This is a genomic window from Acidobacterium sp. FHG110202_01 (assembly GCF_059115305.1).
In genome coordinates this window covers 17,379-34,183 of sequence record NZ_JBZYWJ010000029.1, presented here as the reverse complement: position 1 = coordinate 34,183, position 16,805 = coordinate 17,379, and the positions used below count along the sequence as shown (strand labels likewise).

Sequence of the window (16,805 nt, the reverse complement as noted above, 5' to 3'; positions counted from 1 at the left end):
CTGGCAAAGACAGGATCGATCACGCCGCACACGAAGTTCAAGGCGGAGATTTACGTGCTGTCGAAGGAAGAGGGTGGACGCCACACGCCGTTCTTCAACGGGTACCGTCCGCAGTTCTACTTCCGCACGACGGACGTGACGGGCGTAGCGAAGCTGCCTGAAGGCACGGAGATGGTCATGCCTGGGGACAACATCGCGCTGGAGATCGAGCTGATCACGCCGGTGGCGATGGAGAAGGGCTTGCGGTTCGCGATCCGCGAAGGCGGCAGAACCGTAGGCGCCGGCACCATCAGCGAGATTCTTCAGTAGGACTCGCCGTCCAGGCAATGACGCCCTTCGGGCGTGAAACAAGTTGAGCGAGTCGGCGGATGAAACTGCTGACTCGCAGGAAAGATTGAAACGATGGTTGGACAGAGAATTCGCATTCGGCTCAAGGCTTATGACTACCGGGTGCTCGACACTTCGACGGGCGAGATCGTAGACACCGCGAAGCGCACGGGCGCGCAGGTGGCCGGGCCGATTCCGTTGCCGACGATTAAGAACAAGTATTGCGTGCTGCGTTCGCCGCACGTCGACAAGAAATCGCGCGAAGCCTTTGAGATTCGCACTCACAAGCGCCTGATCGACATTCTCGAGCCGACCCAGCAGACGGTCGATGCCCTGATGAAGCTCGATCTTCCGGCGGGCGTGGATGTCGAGATCAAAGCTTTTGAAAAGTAGCTAAAAACCGGTCAGCGATGAACCGGTCAGCAAACAGAGCCTTCAGTGGCTGCGGATATTGCGCAGACATGATGGGGAGAGAAGACGATGGCAGTTACAGGAATTCTGGGCAAGAAGATCGGCATGACGCAGGTATTCGACGAGCGGGGTGAAGTCCACCCCATCACTGTCCTGCAGGCCGGCCCTTGCGTGATTACGCAGCTCAAGACCGCTGCGAAGGACGGATACGACGCCGCGCAGATCGGCCTGGTCGAGTTCGTGAAAGCCTCCAAGGTCACCAAGCCCATGCAGGGCCACTTCGCCAAGAACAACGTTCCTCCGGTGAAGCTGGTGAAGGAAGTCGCGGTCGAGACAGCCGCTCCGAAGAAGTCGGAAGAAGGCGCCGAGGAAAGCTCGAACGGCCTCAAGGCCGGCGACAAGGTTCTGGTCGATATTTTCGCCGACGAAAAGTACGTCGACATTGTAGGAACAAGCAAGGGCCGCGGATTCGCGGGCGTTGTTCGCCGTCATAACTTTGGCGGCGGTCCCAAGTCGCACGGACATATGTTCCAGGTGCAGGGCTCGATTGGCGCATCATCGTTTCCGTCGCGCGTTTTCCCCGGACAGCGCATGCCCGGGCACATGGGCGTCGACCGCGTCACGGTTCGCAACCTGCGCATTCGCGGCATCGATCTTGACGAGAACCTCATCATGGTCGAGGGCGCAGTACCGGGCCCCCGCGATGGCTATGTGCTGATTTCGAAGGCCAAGGCGCCGCCGCGCGAGCGTCGCGGATTCGCCGGAGGCAGCACGGTCGATCCTCTGAAGGCTTCGAAGAAGGCTTCAGGGAAAAAGAAGTAAGGCTAGCCATTAGCCGCTAGCTTTTGAATGAATATCAGGAAGCCGTATGGGTCGGCGTGCTGCGCAGACCAGCTAAAAGCTAATAGCTAGAAGCTAGTAGCTCAAGAAGAGAAGACAATGGCAAACATTGATGTATTCGATCTCGGTGGACAGAAGGTTGGCTCCCTTGAGCTGGCCGACGAAGTCTTTGCGCCGAGCAATGTAAATGAGGCGCTTCTGTGGGAAGCGGTGAAGCACTACCGCGCTTCGCTGCGCCAGGGAACGGCTGCGACCAAGAACCGCAAGCTGGTCTCAGGCTCGGGCAAGAAGCTCTGGAAGCAGAAGGGAACCGGCCGCGCCCGCATCGGCTCCGTCCGTTCGCCCCTGTGGCGTCACGGCGGAACCGTGCACGGACCGCAGCCCCGCTCCTATGACTATGCCTTCCCCAAGAAGAAGCTGCTGGGCGCGCTGCGCTCGGCGCTCGCAGCCAAGCTCCAGGACGGCAAGCTGACCGTGGTCGAGAGCCTTGAGCTTAAGGAGCCCAAGACCAAGCTCTACCGCCAGGCGCTCGACAAACTGGAAGCGAAGAAGACCGCTCTGCTGGTTGAGAACGGCAAGGAGCTCGGGCCGAACATCATTCTGGGCGCGCGCAATCTCAAGGGCGTGGAGCTGGTGCTTAACAACGAAGTGCACCCCTACGATCTGCTGCGCTATGAGCGCGCGATCTTCTCGCGGCCTGCTCTCGAGCAGCTGCAGGAAGCGCTCAAGAAGACCGTTTCCCGTCGCAAGAAAGCGGAGGTGGCCTAAATGCCGACGACTTACTCAGTAATTCGCCGCCCGCTGATCACCGAAAAGGGACTGGGTGCCAAGGAAACCGAAGGCACGCTGGTATTTGAAGTAGCGGCCAAGGCGACCAAGACCGAAGTCAAGCAGGCTGTTGAGACCCTTTTTAAAGTCAAGGTTTCCGCAGTCCGCACCGCGAACGTTCTTGGAAAAGAGCGCCGCCGCGGAAAGTTTGCCGGCTTTCGCCCCGACTGGAAGAAGGCGTATGTGCGCCTGAAGGCGGGCGAGAAGATGCCGGAGTATATCGACAACCTGTAAACAGGGCACAGCGCTCAGGGCGCAGGGCACAGAAGTACAGGTGAAAGAGTTGCTGCTCAGGAGAAAAGCTATCTGAGCAAACGCTGGTGAAAGCTGGCCAGCGGAGAGAGAAGATAACGATGCCGATCAAGACATACAGACCGATCACACCAACGCTCCGGTTCCAGACCTCGCTGGTGAATGACGACATCACGACCGACAAGCCGTATAAGCCGCTGCTTGCCATCAAGCAGCGCACCGGCGGACGCCGCAATTCCGGCGACCTGACCATCCGCCATCACGGCGGCGGCCACAAGCAGAAGCTGCGCCTGATCGACTTCAAGCGCGACAAGTACGGCGTGCCGGGCCGGGTGGCGACGATCGAGTACGATCCGAACCGTTCTTCGCGTATTGCTTTGATCAGCTACGCAGACGGCGAGAAGCGCTACATCATCCAGCCCATTGGCCTGAAGGTCGGTCAGACGGTGATGAGCGGCCCCGAGGCCGACATCCTCGTCGGCAATGCGCTGCCGCTTAAGAACATCCCCGCCGGTACGACGGTCCACAACGTGGAGCTGCGGCCGGGCAAGGGCGCGCAGATGGCGCGCTCGGCGGGCGCATCGGCGCAACTGGTCGCGAAAGAAGGCGATTATGCGCTGCTGAAGCTGCCTTCCGGCGAAACCCGCAGGGTTCTGGTCGACTGCATGGCGACCATCGGCCAGGTCGGCAACACCGATCACGAGAACGTCTCGATCGGCAAGGCGGGACGCAACCGCTGGAAGGGCATCCGTCCGACCAACCGCGGCGTCTCAATGAACCCGGTCGACCATCCGCACGGCGGCGGTGAGGGCAAGACCTCCGGCGGCCGTCATCCTGTGACCCCCTGGGGCCAGCCGACTCGCGGATACAAGACACGCAACAACAAGCGGACCGACGCATTCATCGTCAGCCGCCGCAGCAAGTAAGGGTAGAGAGGTTTTCTGATGGCACGGTCGACGAAGAAAGGCCCGTTTGCAGACGGGCACCTGTTGGAGAAGGTCGAGAAGCTGAACCAGGCGAACGACAAGAAGGTGGTTCGCACCTGGTCGCGCCGCTCGACGATCCATCCTGAGTTTGTAGGGCACACCATTGCGGTGCACAACGGCAAGAAGTTCGTTCCGGTCTATGTGACCGAGAACATGGTGGGGCACAAGCTGGGTGAGTTTGCTGCCACGCGCACGTTCAAGGGCCACTCGGCGAAGGCCGCTGAAACTTCGGCGAAGCCGCGGTAAAAGATTTTCGACAGAAGATTGAGTTTTTGTAGTTAAGAGGATTTGAGGCAAGCCAATGCAATTGGACACACGGGAATTCCGGGCTGAAGCGCGCTTCCAGCGGGTATCGCCGCAGAAGGCGCGGCTGGTGCTCGATCTGATCAAGGGCCGCCGCGTGGAAGAAGCGCTGAACACGGTGGCGTTCACCAAGAAGGCCGTCGCTCCGATGGTCGAGAAGGTTCTGCGTTCGGCTCTCCAGAACGCGAACTATCTGAGCCAGGAACAGGGGCTCGACGTGGATGTGGACAATCTCTACGTCAAGCTGGCGATCGCCAATGAAGGGCCGCGCATGAAGCGCATCCGTCCGGCTCCGATGGGCCGTGCCTACCGCTATCAGCGGCGTCTGGCGCACATCGTGATCTCGGTGGCTGAGCGTAAACAGGAAGGCCTGGTCGAGAAGGTTGAAGTCGAAGCTGCGGCTCCGGCAAAGAAGGCGGCGAAAAAGACGGCCGCCAAGAAGGCTCCTGCTAAGAAGGCCGCCAAGAAGAAGGCCGCGAAGTAGGGCACGAGAGGAAACTATGGGACAGAAAGTCCATCCTTACGGATTTCGGATCGGCGTTAACAAGCCGTGGCGTTCGCGCTGGTTCACCGAGCGTGACTATGACAAGCTGCTTGTCGAAGACGTCAAGCTGAAGAGCGAGCTCAAGGAAAAGCTGAAGGCGGCCGGTGTGAGCTCGGTCGAAGTCGAGCGCCCCGGCAACAAGCTGCGCATTATCATCCGCACCGCGCGTCCGGGCATCATCATCGGCCGCAAGGGCGCGGAGATCGAGAAGCTCAAGGTTGAGCTGCAGAAGCGCACCAACCGCGAGGTCTTCATCGACATTCTCGAGGTCAACAAGCCTGAGCTTGACGCCCAGCTGGTGGCCGAGAACATCGCCCTGCAGCTTGAGAAGCGTGTCGGCTTCCGCCGCGCCATGCGCAAGGCCGTCGATTCGGCGCTGCGCTTCGGCTGCAAGGGAATCAAGGTTCGCGTTTCGGGCCGCCTGAACGGCAATGAAATCGCCCGCTCCGAGTGGTATCTGCAGGGCCGCCTGCCGCTGCACACGCTGCGCGCCGACATCGATTACGGCTTTGCCGAAGCACGCACCACGTACGGTGTGATTGGCGTCAAGACGTGGATCTACCGCGGCGACATTTACCAGCAGAGGCGGCGCGAACCGCAGGCAACGGTAGGAACGTCGGTATTTTAAGAAGCAAGCGTACAGCGTGCAGCGCACAGGGTACAGGGGACTGAACGCTGAGCGCTGCACCCTGACAGCTGGATTGAGGGTTTCATTATGTTGATGCCAAAGAAGGTCAAGTTTCGCAAGCAGCAGAAGGGCAAGATGCGCGGCAAGGCATGGCGCGGCTCCGAGCTGTCGTTCGGCGATTACGGCCTCAAGGTCATGGAGTGCGGCTACATTACCGACCGCCAGATCGAGGCCAGCCGTATTGCGATGACGCGCTTCATCAAGCGCGGCGGCAAGGTCTGGATCCGGCTCTTCCCGGACAAGCCGATTACCAAGAAGCCGGCTGAAGTCCGAATGGGCTCGGGCAAGGGTCCGCTCGATCACTGGGTCGCCGTGGTTCGCCCCGGTAAGATCCTCTTCGAGATGGAAGGCGTAGCGCCGGAGATCGCAGCAGAAGCAATGCGCCTGGCCTCGAACAAGCTGCCGCTCAAGACGCGCTTTGTGCAGCGTCACAACGTGCAGACAACGGTCGTGGCCAAGTAGTTATTGAGATTTAGAAAGTATCTGAAGGGAGACGCGGCTTCGATAAGCCGTTGTCCCGGAGAGAAGACGAAGAAATGGAACTCGAAAAAATTCGCAACCTGAGCGACTCGGAGCTCGCCGTCGAGCAGCAGAAGGCGGCTGAGCAGCTCTTCCGCCTGCGCTTCCAGATCAAGCTCGGCCAGAACGAGGGCGTCAAGAAACTGCGCGAGCTCAAGAAGGACATCGCGCGCATCAAGACCATCTCCCGCGAGCGCGAGCTGAACCTGCACGGTGCGGCTCCCAAGGCGGAATCGAGCGCCCCGGCAAAGTCCGCAAAGGCGAAGAAGACAAAGAAGGAGGCTCGCTAGATCATGGCAACAGAAGCAATCCAGAGCGAAGCCAGGAAAGAATCGCGCCGCAACGAGAAAGTCGGCCAGGTCGTTTCGACCAAGATGCAGAAGACCATCGTCGTCGAAGTCGAAATGCGCAAGGCGCACCCGAAGTACAAGCGCATTGTCCGGATGAGCAAGAAGTTCTATGCGCATGACGAGCAGAACTCGGCACGCGTGGGTGATCTTGTCCGCATCCGCGAAACGCGCCCGTTGAGCAAGCTGAAGCGCTGGCAGCTCGAAGAGATCGTCCGCCGCTCGGCCCTCGCGCAGGTCGAAGAAACCGCTAAGGCCGCGAATTAAGCGCCGCCACTATTTTTAGTAGTTGGGTGAATTGCGGAGCGAGCGCCGGAATCGCGTGAGCAGAGCAAGAGGGCGGGAGCGGCAGTACCGCGCAGCCCTGAAAGGAAGAGAACAATGGCAGTGCAGATGAGAACCATGCTTGAGGTCGCCGACAACTCCGGCGCGCGCAAGCTGCAGATGATCCTGCCGCTCGGTGGCGCAAGCGGCAAGAAGGCCGGTCTGGGCGACGTCATTACCGCCGCGGTCAAGGAAGCCTCGCCCGACGGCCAGGTGAAGAAGGGCAAAGTGGTCAAGGCTGTCGTCGTGCGTACGCGCAAGGAAACGCGCCGCCGCGACGGAACCTACATCCGCTTTGATACGAACGCCGCCGTGCTCATCAATGAAGCTGGCGAACCGGTTGGAACGCGCGTCTTCGGCCCTGTGGCCCGTGAGCTGCGCGAGAAGAGATTTTTGAAGATTGTTTCGCTCGCTCCTGAAGTTCTTTAATTTCGGAGACGAGGTACTAGGTAAAGGGAACCTTTATGAGTCTGAACATTCAGCGCAATGACCAGGTGGAAGTAATCGCCGGCAGCGACAAGGGCAAGCGTGGCCGCGTGCTGCGCGTATTTCCAGGTGAAGACCGCATTCTGGTCGAGCATGTGCGCGTGATCAAGAAGAACGTGCGCCCGAATCCGCAGCGCAACATCAAGGGCGGCATCGCCGAGCAGGAAGCTCCGCTGCACATCTCGAATGTGCTGCTTGTATGCCCCAACTGCGGTCCCACGCGCGTCGGTCACAAGCTTGAAGGCGACACGAAAGTCCGCGTCTGCAAGAAGTGCGGGCAGACTTTGACAGTTAAAAAGAAGTAGTTAGTTTCTAGTTGTTAGTTCTTAGTATCTGGAGACCAACAACTAGCTACTAACAACTAAATTGAACACCCTCCGTAACGGTACACGGCAAATGCCACCCCGAGACCGGAGAAGAAAAGAGAAGAAGCAATGGCAGCAAGACTGAAAGAGAAGTATCAGAAGGAAATCAAGCCGGCGCTCCAGAAGGAGCTGGGCCTTGAGAACACGATGGCCGTCCCGCGTCTGGAGAAGATCGTCCTGAATATGGGTCTGGGCGAAGCGACGCAGAACAACAAGCTGATCGATCCGCTCGTCGCTGATCTCGGCGCCATCACTGGTCAGAAGCCGGTGATGACCAAGGCCAAGAAATCCATCGCCGCCTTCAAGGTGCGCGAAGGCATGTCGATTGGCGCCATGGTCACGCTGCGCGGCGATGCCATGTATGAGTTTCTCGACCGTCTGATCTCTGTGGCGCTGCCCCGCGTGCGTGATTTCCGCGGCGTCTCGACCAAGAGCTTCGACGGCCGCGGCAACTATACGCTCGGCCTGCGCGACCAGCTGATCTTCGCTGAGATCGACTACTCCAAGGTCGAAAAGCTCAAGGGCATGAACGTCACCATTGTGACCACAGCCAGTGACGACAACTCGGCGCGCGCGCTGCTCAAGCAGTTCGGCATGCCGTTCCGCCAGACGGCGTAAGGAAGTTAGAGGATTAAGGAACTATGTCAACCACTGCAAAGCGAGTCAAAGACGCACGCAAGCCGAAGTTTTCTTCCCGCAAGCACAACCGCTGCAAGCTGTGCGGACGCCCGCGCGCTTACCTGCGCAAGTTCGGCATGTGCCGCCTGTGCTTCCGGCAGCTGGCGCTCAAGGGAGAAATCCCCGGCGTAGTGAAATCCAGCTGGTGACGCTGGCCGCGTCGGGCACACGCACCTGACGGTGCCCAAACAATTTTGACCTTGGGGGTTCATAATCCCAAGGTCGCAAAACATTCCCGCAGGTTCTCTGAGAATCAGAGCGAACGGGGGATGAAGGAGAAACAATGAGCTTTACCGATCCAGTAGCAGATTTTCTGACGCGCCTGCGCAATGCCATCCGTGCGCGTCACCAGAAGCTGGATGTCCCGGCCTCGAAGCTGAAGACCGAGATTGCCCGCATCCTCAAGGAAGAGGGCTACATCGCCAACTTTAAGACCTCTGAGGAAAACGGCCGCAACGTTCTGCGCGTGTACCTCAAGTACGGCACGAACAACGAAGCCGCCATCCGCGACCTCTCGCGCATTTCGCGCCCCGGCTGCCGCGTTTACGTCGGCCGCGATGAGATCAAGCGCGTTCAGGGCGGACTCGGCATCAACATTCTCACCACGCCCCGCGGCGTGATGACCGGCAAGCAGGCCCGCCGGGAAGGCGTAGGCGGCGAAATCCTCTGCGAAGTCTGGTGACGCTGGCCGCGTCGGGCGGACGCACGCTTTGCGTGCCATTTTTAGCCTGGGCCGAATGTAGAGGCCGCGACGTTGTCGCGGAGTTAGAAGTTTGGTGGGTGTGGACTTTAAAGGCTGCTGAAAAGCCGTTGTTTTGAAGGGGCACGACTTCAGTCGTGCCATAGGGACATAAATCCAATGCGGCTTTAGCCGCTGAGGGATTGATCTCCTGGTCCCACCGGAGTTTTTTAGTACCGCACCCTTGAAAGGGTAAAACATCGGCCTTTAGACCGGTGAACGAAATGAAGAAAGACCGAGGCTGCAGTGGAACGCCATCCGGCGGGACTCGCAAGCCGCAAAGGATCAGAAAAATGTCGCGTATTGGAAAGAAGCCGATTCCCCTCCCCCAGGGCGTGAAATACACCCTGAAGGGCAACGCTGTGCTCGTCGAAGGCCCCAAGGGCAAAATCGAGCAGGTCATTCCGGCAGGCATCAAGCTTGAAACGAAAGACGGACACATCATCGCCGAGCGTGAGAACGAATCGCAGGCCGCCATTCACGGTCTCACCCGCGCTCTCGTCGCAAATGCCGTCGAAGGCGTGACCAAGGGCTGGTCGAGGGACCTCGACATCGTCGGCATCGGTTACCGCGTGGAAATGAAGGGCAAGGACACGGTAGTCTTCACCCTGGGCTACTCGCACCCCATCGAATTCCCGCTGCCCACCGGCATCACCGCGGTCATCGACCCCAAGCAGACCCGCATCACGGTCAGCGGCATTGACCGCCAGAAGGTAGGCCAGGTGGCCGCTGACATGCGCGCGCTGCGCAAGCCCGATCCGTATAAGAACAAGGGCGTGCGTTACTCAGACGAGAAGCTGAAGAAGAAGGCCGGTAAGACCGGCGCGAAATAAGTAGTTAGTAGATAGTTGTTAGTTCCTGGTGCTTGCAGACTAACAACGAGTAACTGACAACTAGGAACTGATTACCCGAACGGACCCGCAAGGCGGCTCCGCTATTAGGAAGGACGAACGAAAATGATTACGCAGAAGAACAGAGATGAAATTCGCCGGCGCGTACACACACGCATCCGCGAGAAGCTTGCCGGCACCACCGAGCGCCCGCGCCTGAACGTGTACCGCTCGCTCAACCACATCTATGCCCAGGTCATTGATGACGTCAAGGGCACCACCGTGGTCTCGGCATCGAGCAAGGCTGCCAAGCTCAAGACCGGCGGCAACGTTGCAGCAGCTAAGGAAGTCGGCAAGCTGGTCGCCGAGCGCGCGCAGGAAAAGGGCATCAAGAAGGTTGTGTTCGATCGCGGCGGTTATCTCTACCACGGACGCATCAAGGCCCTGGCAGACGCAGCCCGCGAAGCAGGCCTCGAGTTCTAGGAGTTTTAAGGTAGAAGCACCGGGCTTCAGCCCCGGGAAGTCTTGGGCGGCAAGCAAACCGCCGGAAGGAAATCAGGAAGCGAATGGCAACACTCAAAAAGAAACTGGACGCCGGGCAGTACAACCTGAAGGACCAGGTTGTCGCCATCAACCGCGTGACCAAGGTGGTCAAGGGCGGCAAGAACATGTCGTTTGCAGCGCTGGTCGTAGTCGGCGACCCGGCCTCCGGCGTCGTGGGATACGGCTCGGGCAAGGCCAAGGAAGTGCCGCAGGCAATCCGCAAGGGCATTGAATCGGCCAAGAAGAACCTGATCCGCATCAACCTGACGGCGACTACCATCCCGCACCAGGTGCTCGGACGCTTCGGCTCGGGCCAGGTGCTGCTGAAGCCGGCTCCTGAGGGTACCGGCGTCATCGCCGGCGGCGCAGTGCGCGCAGTCATGACCTCGGCCGGAGTGCAGAACGTTCTCACCAAGAGCCTCGGCACGGCCAACCCGCACAACGTCATCAAGGCCACATTCGACGCGCTCGGACAGCTCCGCGACCGCCAGGAAGTAGCTGCCGTCCGCGGCAAGCAGGTTGAGGAGTTATAGTCATGGCAGAAACCAAGGCAAAAATTAAGATCCAGTATTACCGCTCGTTCATTCAGGCGCCGGTTAAGCACAAGAAGGTCGTCAAGGGCCTCGGCTTCACCCGCCTGAACCAGGTCGTCGAGCGCGAAGACACACCGTCGATCCGCGGCATGGTGAACACCGTTCCCCACCTTGTCAGGATAGTGGAGTAAGTTGCTAGTTATTAGTTGTCAGTCCCCCAGCAAAGACGGCAATTACTAACAACTAAGAACTAACAACTGGGGACTTAAAAAAGCGAGTCGGGAGAGGGCAAGCCTCCCCGGCGTATAGCGAGGACATCATGAATCTTTCCAGTCTCAGAGCGCCCAAGAAGGCGAACAAGAACCGCAAGCGTGTCGGCCGCGGTATGGGCTCCGGCCACGGCAAAACTTCAACCCGCGGACACAAGGGACAAGGCTCCCGCTCCGGTTCGAGCCTGATGCGCGGTTTTGAAGGCGGCCAGATGCCGCTCCATCGCCGTCTGCCCAAGCGCGGTTTCACCAACATCTTCCGCACCGAGTACACCGCCCTCAACCTCGATCGCCTGGTCGAGCTGGGCGAGACCGAGCTGACCATCGAGTTCTTCGCCGCCAAGGGCCTGCTCAAGAAGAACAATGGCCTGCTCAAGATCCTCGGCAACGGTGAGCTGACCGGGCCCATCACCGTGCACGCGCACAAGTTCTCAAAATCCGCCCAGGAAAAGATCGAGAAGGCGGGCGGCAAGGCTATTCTGGTAGCGTAAGGCTATAAGGGGCGCGGATGCGCCCCGGTGGGAACCTGATTTTCATGCTTGAGAAATTCGCCAATATCTTCCGCATCCCCGACCTGCGCAAGCGAGTGCTGTTCACCATGGCGATGCTCGCCGTCTACCGCCTGGGCGGGCACATTCCCACGCCGGGCGTCAACGCCACCGCGCTCGAGCAGTTCTTCAATTCGAACGCCGGCAGCTCGCTGGGCCTGATCGATCTCTTCAGCGGCGGCAACCTGCGCCGCCTCACGATCTTCGCTCTGGGCATCATGCCCTACATCACCGCATCGATCATCTTCCAGCTGCTCACCGTGGTCTATGAGCCGCTGGCCCGTCTGCAGAAGGAAGGCGAACTCGGCCGCCGCAAGATCACCCAGTGGACGCGCTATCTGACCGTCGTTCTCGGCGTCATCCAGTCCACCGCCATCGCCATGACAATGTCGAGCGGCGCCGGCGGATTGCAGCTCGTTCTTAATCCCGGCTTCGGTTTCGTCTTCATGACCGTGATCACGCTCACCTCCGGCACTGCCTTCATCATGTGGCTGGGCGAGCAGATCACGGAGCGCGGCATCGGCAACGGCATGAGCCTCTTGATCTTCGCCGGCATCGTCGTCGGCCTGCCGCGCGGCATCACGGAGATGGTCGAAGCTGCCCGCACATCAAGGTTCGGCGCATTTACGGTTCCAGCTCTCATTCTCCTTGTCGGCATCATGATCGCCGTCGTCGCGTTCATCGTCTTCGTCGAACGCAGCGAGCGCCGCATCCCGGTGCAGTATGCCAAGCGCATCGTGGGACGCCGCCTGATGGGCGGCCAGTCCACCCACCTGCCGCTCAAGGTCAACTCTGGCGGCGTCATGCCCGTCATCTTTGCGGCCTCGGTATTGTCCGCGCCTCTGCTCTTCGCCAATGCGGCTTTTGTGCGTAACAGCACCGTCCTCACCAACATCTTCAACGCATTGCGCGTGGGCGAGCCATGGTACGAGCTGCTGTACGTGGTCGCGATCATCTTCTTCGCATATTTTTATATCTCGATCGTCTTCCGTCCCGATGACATCGCTGACAATATGCGCAAGTACGGTGGTTTCATTCCCGGCATCCGCCCGGGCAAGCGCACTTCGGACTTCATCAACGACATCCTGACGCGCATCACCCTGGTCGGCGCGCTCTACCTGATCCTGATCACGCTGATTCCTCAGATTCTCATCAGCGGTATTCACCTGAACCACCTCTGGCTCGTCGGCTCCATCTTTGAGCACCTGCCGTTGTGGGTCACCAACGGTCTCGGCTTCAGCTTCTACTTCGGCGGAACATCTCTGCTGATCGTCGTCGGCGTTGCCATGGACACCGTCAATCAGGTCGAGTCGCAGCTCATCATGCGCCACTATGAAGGTTTCTCGCCGCGCAGCGGACGCATTCGTGGAAGGCGGTCCTGGTAGGTGGCAGTGGCGGCGATTGAAACCCGGACGGCAGACGGCAGAGTCGTCAAAATCACTCCCGGCCCTATTCTTCTCTTAGGAGCACCCGGAGTAGGCAAGGGCACCCAGGCCAAGGCCATCATGGCGGCCTGGGGTATCCCGCAAATCTCCACGGGAGACATTCTCCGCGCCAACGTCGCCGAAGGCACCGAGCTGGGGAAGAAGGCAAAAGCCGTTCTTGACCGTGGCGAGCTGGTGCCTGACGACCTGGTCAACGAGATGGTCGCCGATCGCCTGAAACAGCCGGACACCGCCAACGGCTACATTCTGGACGGCTTCCCGCGCACCCTGGGACAGGCCGAATGGCTCGATTCCTACCTGGCAGCCCAAACCGGCAGCCTTCCGGTCATTGCTGTCAGTATGAAAGTAGGGTATACTCAATTACTGCGCCGTATTACCGGCAGGCGCACCTGTCCAGTCTGCAAGAGCATTTACAACATCTACTTGCAGCCGCCGAAGGTCGACGAGCTTTGTGACAACGACGGCACGCCCCTGACGCGGCGCTCAGACGACACGGAAGAGGTTTTTGAGGAGCGGATGCGGACTTACGAGTCCCAGACGGCTCCGGTAGTGGAGCATTATCGTGCTCAGGGCCGCTTTGAAGAAGTGGATGGCGACCAGCCGGTGGATGCGGTAGCGGCAGCAGTCATGGCCGCGGTTCTGCGTTTGAGAGGATGACCGGCCGATGGCCATTGTGATTAAGACGCCGCAGGAAGTAGAGAAGATGCGGCGCAGCGGCACAGTAGTTCGCGAGATCCTTGAGTATGTGCGCGGTTTTGTGAAACCCGGCGCCACCACGATGGATCTCGAGAGCGCGGCCGTAAAAAAAATAGAAGAGCTCGGCGTTAAGCCGGCCTTTCAGGGATATCACGGGTATCCATGTGTGCTGTGCACATCGATCAACAACGAAGTGGTCCACGGCATCCCGTCCGCAAAACGGGTTCTGCGCGAAGGCGACATCGTTTCGATCGATACCGGCGTGATCATTGACGGTTACTACGGGGATTCGGCGATCACGGTTCCGGTGGGCGAAAAGATCGCGCCCCGGACGCAGCGCCTTCTCGACGTAACCAGGGCGTCGCTCGAACGCGGCATTGAGGCCGTTAAGATCGGAGCGTCGCTGGGCGACATCGGTTACGCGGTGCAGGGAGTGGTGGAAGCCGACGGCTTCAGCGTCGTGCGCGATTTCGTCGGGCACGGCATAGGGACAAGGTTGCACGAAGACCCGCAGGTACCGAATTTCGGCCGCCCCGGGTTGGGATTGAAACTGCGCGAAGGCATGGTGCTCTGCATCGAGCCCATGGTGAACTCGGGAAAGCCGGATGTGCAGGTGCTGAGTGACGGCTGGACCGCAGTCACGCAGGATGGAAGTTTGAGCGCGCATTTTGAGCACACGGTAGCGGTGACAGCAAATGGCGCCGTGGTGCTGACTGAGTAAGCTTGCTGGCAGTAAGAGGATTGGTAAAAGTCGGGCTTCAAAAAGCTTTCAGAGGTAGAAGCACCGGGCTTTAGCCCGGTGAATACAGGCCCTGACAGAAAAGGGGCTTTAGCCCCGGGATGTTCGCGAAGACTTTTGAAGCGGAGAAGGTTTTTGAGAGGCCTGCGAAAGGCGGGCGGAATCGGGATTATTGATTGTCGAAGGAAGACGCGATTGAGGTAATGGCAACGGTCCTTGAGACGTTGCCGAATGCCATGTTCAAAGTAGAGCTTGAGAACAAGCACCAGGTTCTGGCGCACGTCTCAGGCCGCATGCGGAAGAACTTCATCCGCATTCTTCCCGGAGACCGGGTGGCAGTAGAGCTGAGCCCCTACGATCTGACGCGTGGGCGCATCGTCTACCGCTATAAGTAAGGCACAGCGCTCAGGGCGCAGTTCATAGAGGTTCGGTAGTTTCCCGGGCCAGATGGAACGCTGGGCTTTAAGTTTGAAAACGCTGGCCGAAGGTTTGGGTAGAAGCATCGGGCTTTAGCCCGGTGAACAAGTCAGAATGACAGAGGGGCTTCAGCCCCGGACAGTTTTAGGGAGTAGTCATGAAGGTTCGTGCATCAGTAAAGAAGATTTGTGACAAGTGCAAGATCATTCACCGCCGCGGTGTGGTGCGCGTGATCTGCGAAAACTCAAAGCACAAGCAGCGCCAGGGCTAAAGCCCTCGCACTGCGTAACCAGCAGGTCAGGACCTGCAAGTGTTGGGGCTAGTTAGCCGGGAAAGGCTTGCGATGAACCCCATGGTCCGGAAGTAAAAAGCCTGTGATAACCGCCGCCCCTCGAAGAGGACGGCACAACTGCTCCGGAGAAGCAAAGCTCAGGAGTAATTCTTAAAGAAGGACACCATGGCACGTATTGCTGGCGTCGATCTGCCCCGTCAAAAACAGGCTCGGATCGCGCTCACTTACATCTACGGCATCGGCAATCCGCGCGCGCTGCGTATCCTTGGAGCTGCGAACGTTGACCCGTTCAAGAAGGTCCAGGATCTCGGCGAAGACGAGGTAAACCGCATCCGCCAGGTCATCGAGCAGGAAGGTGACGTCGAAGGCGACCTCCGCAAAGATGTCTCGATGCACATCAAGCGTCTCATCGATATCCAGTCCTACCGCGGACTGCGACATCGCCGCGGCCTCCCCACTCGCGGACAGCGCACCCACACCAACGCGCGCACCCGCAAGGGACCGCGTAGAGGCACGGTAGCAGGCAAGAAGAAAGCGACGGCGAAGACCTAATGGCAAAAGCACAGCAGGGCGGCGCCGGAAAGGCCGCCAGGAACAAGAAGTTCAAGAAGCGCGAGCGCAAGAATGTGCCGTTTGGCGTAGTTCACATTCAGGCTTCGTTCAACAACACCATCGTCACCATCACCGACCAGCAGGGCAACACGCTCTCGTGGAAGAGCTCGGGCTCGCTCGGCTTCCGCGGGTCGCGTAAAGGCACTCCGTTCGCCGCGCAGCAGGCTGCCATCAACGCAGCCAATCAGGCGCGCGAGCACGGCCTGCGTTCGGTCGAAGTCCGCGTCGCCGGCCCCGGATCAGGCCGCGAATCGGCGGTGCGCGCTCTGGCTGCAGCGGGAATCGAAGTCCGCTCCATCCGTGACGTCACCCCGATTCCGCACAATGGCTGCCGTCCGCCCAAGCGCCGCAGAGTGTAAGGAATAAGTTCTCAGTTGTCAGTCTTCAGTAAAAGCAGGGTAACTGGTAACTGAGGACTAACAACTGTAAACTAATAACAGGACTGGGACGAAGCGCAGCCAGCGCGTAAACCGGTCGGCCCCTGAAATTAGGAGAAGAGAATTGGCACGTTATACCGGAGCAGTATGCCGCCTTTGCCGTCGCGAAGGCACCAAGCTTTTTCTGAAAGGCACCAAGTGCTTTTCCGACAAATGTCCCATTGAGAAGCGCAATTTCGCTCCCGGCCAGCATGGCCGCGATCGCAAGGCGAAGGTGGTAGGCTACGGCCTCCAGCTTCGTGAGAAGCAGAAGGCGAAGCGCATCTACTTCACCCTCGAAGGTCAGTTCCGCGAGTACTACGAGAAGGCATCGCGCGCCCAGGGCGTTACCGGTGAGCGCCTGATCCAACAGCTTGAGTGCCGCCTGGACAACATCGCTTTCCGCCTCGGCTTCGCCAGTTCGCGCCGCCAGGCCCGCCAGATTGTGCGCCACGGCCACGTCGAAGTGAACGGCCGCAAGGTCAACATCCCCTCCTTCCAGGTGAAGGTGGGCGATGAGATCAAGGTCCGCCCGAACAGCCAGAAGCTGACTGTGCTTGAGACCTCGCGCGAGTTCGCGAGCCACCAGCCGGCCCCCGTATGGCTCACGGTCGACCATGCGAACCTGTCCGGCAAGGTGCTGGCGCTGCCGAAGCGCGAAGACGTGCAGCTGCCCGTCAACGAGCAGCTTATCGTCGAGTTGTATAGCAAGTAATCAGTTGTTAGTAGTTAGTTCTTGGCAGCGTTTTTTGTGGGCCGCCGGGACTAACAACTAATAACTAACCACTAATAACTAAGGAGAACAGACGCCAGCGCTGCAGAATGCTT

30 protein-coding genes are annotated in these 16,805 nt (G+C 59.3%); all 30 read left to right on the top strand.

What is annotated here, in order from left to right; genetic code table 11:
- Positions 1 to 309, top strand: a 309-nt coding sequence (locus AC5S16_RS23390; RefSeq protein WP_493932394.1) for an EF-Tu C-terminal domain-related protein, incomplete at its 5' end; no start/stop codon positions are given.
- Positions 310 to 402: 93 nt separating this feature from the next.
- The gene (rpsJ, locus tag AC5S16_RS23385) at positions 403 to 720 is read left to right on the top strand and encodes a 30S ribosomal protein S10 (protein ID WP_026442722.1); all 318 of its coding nucleotides are present in this window, start codon (positions 403 to 405) and stop codon (positions 718 to 720) included.
- Positions 721 to 807: 87 nt separating this feature from the next.
- Positions 808 to 1,560, top strand: coding sequence for a 50S ribosomal protein L3 (gene rplC, locus AC5S16_RS23380; protein ID WP_493932537.1), 753 nt, complete (start codon positions 808 to 810; stop codon positions 1,558 to 1,560).
- A 117-nt stretch (positions 1,561 to 1,677) separates the two neighbouring features.
- On the top strand, positions 1,678 to 2,346 hold the full coding sequence (gene rplD / locus AC5S16_RS23375) for a 50S ribosomal protein L4 (protein ID WP_493932536.1): 669 nt from the start codon (positions 1,678 to 1,680) through the stop codon (positions 2,344 to 2,346).
- On the top strand, positions 2,347 to 2,640 hold the full coding sequence (locus tag AC5S16_RS23370) for a 50S ribosomal protein L23 (RefSeq protein ID WP_493932535.1): 294 nt from the start codon (positions 2,347 to 2,349) through the stop codon (positions 2,638 to 2,640). It abuts the gene before it with no gap.
- A 119-nt stretch (positions 2,641 to 2,759) separates the two neighbouring features.
- On the top strand, positions 2,760 to 3,584 hold the full coding sequence (gene rplB, locus AC5S16_RS23365) for a 50S ribosomal protein L2 (RefSeq protein WP_493932534.1): 825 nt from the start codon (positions 2,760 to 2,762) through the stop codon (positions 3,582 to 3,584).
- Between the two features lie 18 nt (positions 3,585 to 3,602).
- The gene (gene rpsS, locus AC5S16_RS23360) at positions 3,603 to 3,890 is read left to right on the top strand and encodes a 30S ribosomal protein S19 (protein ID WP_493932533.1); all 288 of its coding nucleotides are present in this window, start codon (positions 3,603 to 3,605) and stop codon (positions 3,888 to 3,890) included.
- 55 nt (positions 3,891 to 3,945) lie between these two features.
- Positions 3,946 to 4,431 (top strand): 50S ribosomal protein L22, encoded by a 486-nt coding sequence (rplV, locus tag AC5S16_RS23355; protein WP_493932532.1) that lies wholly within the window; start codon positions 3,946 to 3,948, stop codon positions 4,429 to 4,431.
- A gap of 16 nt (positions 4,432 to 4,447) precedes the next feature.
- Positions 4,448 to 5,119: a 30S ribosomal protein S3 gene (rpsC, locus tag AC5S16_RS23350; protein ID WP_493932531.1), complete on the top strand. Its 672-nt coding sequence runs from the start codon at positions 4,448 to 4,450 to the stop codon at positions 5,117 to 5,119.
- A gap of 87 nt (positions 5,120 to 5,206) precedes the next feature.
- Positions 5,207 to 5,641 carry a 50S ribosomal protein L16 gene (rplP, locus tag AC5S16_RS23345; RefSeq protein WP_493932530.1) on the top strand — a complete coding sequence of 145 codons (435 nt, stop codon included), beginning with the start codon at positions 5,207 to 5,209 and terminating at the stop codon, positions 5,639 to 5,641.
- Between the two features lie 74 nt (positions 5,642 to 5,715).
- Positions 5,716 to 5,988, top strand: coding sequence for a 50S ribosomal protein L29 (rpmC, locus tag AC5S16_RS23340; protein ID WP_493932529.1), 273 nt, complete (start codon positions 5,716 to 5,718; stop codon positions 5,986 to 5,988).
- A 3-nt stretch (positions 5,989 to 5,991) separates the two neighbouring features.
- Positions 5,992 to 6,312 (top strand): 30S ribosomal protein S17, encoded by a 321-nt coding sequence (gene rpsQ, locus AC5S16_RS23335; protein ID WP_493932528.1) that lies wholly within the window; start codon positions 5,992 to 5,994, stop codon positions 6,310 to 6,312.
- 114 nt (positions 6,313 to 6,426) lie between these two features.
- Positions 6,427 to 6,798: a 50S ribosomal protein L14 gene (gene rplN, locus AC5S16_RS23330; protein WP_493932527.1), complete on the top strand. Its 372-nt coding sequence runs from the start codon at positions 6,427 to 6,429 to the stop codon at positions 6,796 to 6,798.
- A 35-nt stretch (positions 6,799 to 6,833) separates the two neighbouring features.
- The gene (gene rplX, locus AC5S16_RS23325) at positions 6,834 to 7,160 is read left to right on the top strand and encodes a 50S ribosomal protein L24 (RefSeq protein WP_493932526.1); all 327 of its coding nucleotides are present in this window, start codon (positions 6,834 to 6,836) and stop codon (positions 7,158 to 7,160) included.
- A gap of 129 nt (positions 7,161 to 7,289) precedes the next feature.
- Complete coding sequence (gene rplE / locus AC5S16_RS23320; RefSeq protein ID WP_493932525.1) at positions 7,290 to 7,838, top strand: 50S ribosomal protein L5; 549 nt, start codon at positions 7,290 to 7,292, stop codon at positions 7,836 to 7,838.
- Positions 7,839 to 7,861: 23 nt separating this feature from the next.
- Positions 7,862 to 8,047, top strand: coding sequence for a type Z 30S ribosomal protein S14 (locus AC5S16_RS23315; protein ID WP_493932524.1), 186 nt, complete (start codon positions 7,862 to 7,864; stop codon positions 8,045 to 8,047).
- Between the two features lie 134 nt (positions 8,048 to 8,181).
- Entirely contained in the window at positions 8,182 to 8,580 is a 399-nt protein-coding gene (gene rpsH / locus AC5S16_RS23310) for a 30S ribosomal protein S8 (protein ID WP_493932523.1), read from the top strand.
- A 350-nt stretch (positions 8,581 to 8,930) separates the two neighbouring features.
- Positions 8,931 to 9,470: a 50S ribosomal protein L6 gene (gene rplF, locus AC5S16_RS23305; protein ID WP_493932522.1), complete on the top strand. Its 540-nt coding sequence runs from the start codon at positions 8,931 to 8,933 to the stop codon at positions 9,468 to 9,470.
- Between the two features lie 123 nt (positions 9,471 to 9,593).
- Positions 9,594 to 9,950, top strand: a complete 357-nt coding sequence (gene rplR / locus AC5S16_RS23300; RefSeq protein ID WP_493932521.1) for a 50S ribosomal protein L18 — start codon at positions 9,594 to 9,596, stop codon at positions 9,948 to 9,950.
- Between the two features lie 83 nt (positions 9,951 to 10,033).
- Positions 10,034 to 10,543: a 30S ribosomal protein S5 gene (rpsE, locus tag AC5S16_RS23295; RefSeq protein WP_493932520.1), complete on the top strand. Its 510-nt coding sequence runs from the start codon at positions 10,034 to 10,036 to the stop codon at positions 10,541 to 10,543.
- A gap of 2 nt (positions 10,544 to 10,545) precedes the next feature.
- The gene (rpmD, locus tag AC5S16_RS23290) at positions 10,546 to 10,734 is read left to right on the top strand and encodes a 50S ribosomal protein L30 (protein WP_493932519.1); all 189 of its coding nucleotides are present in this window, start codon (positions 10,546 to 10,548) and stop codon (positions 10,732 to 10,734) included.
- A 128-nt stretch (positions 10,735 to 10,862) separates the two neighbouring features.
- Positions 10,863 to 11,303, top strand: a complete 441-nt coding sequence (gene rplO, locus AC5S16_RS23285; RefSeq protein ID WP_493932518.1) for a 50S ribosomal protein L15 — start codon at positions 10,863 to 10,865, stop codon at positions 11,301 to 11,303.
- A gap of 44 nt (positions 11,304 to 11,347) precedes the next feature.
- A complete protein-coding gene (secY, locus tag AC5S16_RS23280) occupies positions 11,348 to 12,745 on the top strand; it encodes a preprotein translocase subunit SecY (RefSeq protein WP_493932517.1) in 1,398 nt (465 codons plus the stop codon).
- Between the two features lie 6 nt (positions 12,746 to 12,751).
- Complete coding sequence (locus AC5S16_RS23275) at positions 12,752 to 13,462, top strand: adenylate kinase (protein WP_493932516.1); 711 nt, start codon at positions 12,752 to 12,754, stop codon at positions 13,460 to 13,462.
- A gap of 7 nt (positions 13,463 to 13,469) precedes the next feature.
- Positions 13,470 to 14,222, top strand: a complete 753-nt coding sequence (map, locus tag AC5S16_RS23270; RefSeq protein ID WP_493932515.1) for a type I methionyl aminopeptidase — start codon at positions 13,470 to 13,472, stop codon at positions 14,220 to 14,222.
- 194 nt (positions 14,223 to 14,416) lie between these two features.
- Positions 14,417 to 14,635, top strand: a complete 219-nt coding sequence (gene infA, locus AC5S16_RS23265; RefSeq protein WP_026442745.1) for a translation initiation factor IF-1 — start codon at positions 14,417 to 14,419, stop codon at positions 14,633 to 14,635.
- Between the two features lie 179 nt (positions 14,636 to 14,814).
- Positions 14,815 to 14,928, top strand: a complete 114-nt coding sequence (gene rpmJ / locus AC5S16_RS23260; RefSeq protein ID WP_081823653.1) for a 50S ribosomal protein L36 — start codon at positions 14,815 to 14,817, stop codon at positions 14,926 to 14,928.
- A gap of 186 nt (positions 14,929 to 15,114) precedes the next feature.
- On the top strand, positions 15,115 to 15,501 hold the full coding sequence (rpsM, locus tag AC5S16_RS23255) for a 30S ribosomal protein S13 (RefSeq protein WP_493932514.1): 387 nt from the start codon (positions 15,115 to 15,117) through the stop codon (positions 15,499 to 15,501).
- Positions 15,501 to 15,920, top strand: a complete 420-nt coding sequence (gene rpsK, locus AC5S16_RS23250; RefSeq protein WP_493932513.1) for a 30S ribosomal protein S11 — start codon at positions 15,501 to 15,503, stop codon at positions 15,918 to 15,920. The genes rpsM and rpsK overlap by 1 nt, the downstream gene beginning before the upstream one ends.
- 142 nt (positions 15,921 to 16,062) lie before the next feature.
- On the top strand, positions 16,063 to 16,692 hold the full coding sequence (gene rpsD, locus AC5S16_RS23245; RefSeq protein ID WP_493932512.1) for a 30S ribosomal protein S4: 630 nt from the start codon (positions 16,063 to 16,065) through the stop codon (positions 16,690 to 16,692).
- Positions 16,693 to 16,805: the final 113 nt, after the last annotated feature.